Below are 1,368 nucleotides of genomic sequence, written 5' to 3'. Positions count from 1 at the left end.
GTTTGTAGAGATTATTCCTGCGATTGAAGATGGGCATGTGGAGTATGAAAGTTCTTTATAGAGATTGTGAATAAAAAACCGCTATTAGATAGCGGTTTTTTATTCAATCTTTAAGATTTAAATTAAAGTGTGATTGATGAACTAAATTACAAATACATCAGCTTTAATTAAGTCATTCAAACTATTTACATTTGTTTGATTATTTAAAATTAATAGCTTGGTAGCTGAATAATTTACATCATTTCCATCTCTATCCAAACTTAGCGTAACTGTTGAACCGCTTTTTTCAAATGATACAAACTGATTGAGATTTTCTTTGCTAGCATGCCCAATAATTAACTCAGAGATATTGATTTTATCTCCTTGAGAAACATTAAAGTCTGACCATGTATCAATGCCGTTACCACCTGTAGCATCATTTCCCAAACCTTCTAAAATTTTGAAAATCGCAGTATCAGCACCAATTCCGCCATTCAGTGTGTCATTCCCTGCTCCGCCATTCAGGAGATCATTACCTTCACCACCATTTAAGGTGTCATCCCCAAGACCTCCAACAAGATTATCCTTACCTCTCCAGCCATTTAGCACATCATTACTGTCTGTGCCTGTTAACTGCATGGTCATACCGATGATGTCCGAAGTAGAGATCGTCTTGTCCGCAAAGATAAAATTAAAGTCTCGGCTAATGGAATCATTCTCATTCAGGTAGTTCTTAAGGGTCACCGAATCTTCTGTATCATAAGCCTTAATCACCAGATCATTGCCTACTCTCAGGAATTGGACATCAGTAAAATTAGCTCCCTCAAATTTCACATCGTTAAACTGATTGAAGTAGCCCCAGTCATAACTTCTGTCATTGATAATGTCCTGACCATGACCCGACTGGAAGATATAAATATCTTTCTCATAATCACCACCAGTCAGCACATCATTACCACTGCCACCAATCAAGGTATCCAGACCAACGCCGCCATTTAGCGTGTCATTGCCTGCTCCGCCATTCAGGAGATCATTACCTTCACCACCATTTAAGGTGTCATTTCCAGCACCACCTTCTAACTGGTCATCTCCGCCTACACCATTTAAGGTGTCATCCCCAAGACCTCCAACAAGATTATCCTTACCTCTCCAGCCATTTAGCACATCATTACTGTCTGTGCCTGTTAACTGTATAGTCATACCTATGATTTCCGAAGTAGAGATCGTCTTATCAGCAAAGATAAAGTTAAAGTCTCGGCTAGTAGAATCACTTTCAGCTAGGTAAGTTTTAAAGGTTACCGAATCTTCTGTACCATAGGCCTTGATCACCAGATCATTGCCTACTCTCAGGAACTGGGCATCGGCAAAGTTAGCGCCTTCAAATTTCAC

At 39.3% G+C, this 1,368-nt stretch carries 1 protein-coding gene; it reads right to left on the bottom strand.

Features of this window, described 5'->3' with window-relative positions; translation table 11 throughout:
• Positions 1-141: 141 nt before the first annotated feature.
• A partial coding sequence (locus WA249_RS18860; RefSeq protein ID WP_336170935.1) for a calcium-binding protein occupies positions 142-1,368 on the bottom strand: 1,227 nt, incomplete at its 5' end.

The organism is Acinetobacter sp. 161(2023) (assembly GCF_037027805.1).
Taxonomy (GTDB): domain Bacteria; phylum Pseudomonadota; class Gammaproteobacteria; order Pseudomonadales; family Moraxellaceae; genus Acinetobacter.
The sequence above is the reverse complement of the archived record's forward strand: the minus strand, read 5'-3'. Positions and strand labels throughout refer to the sequence as shown.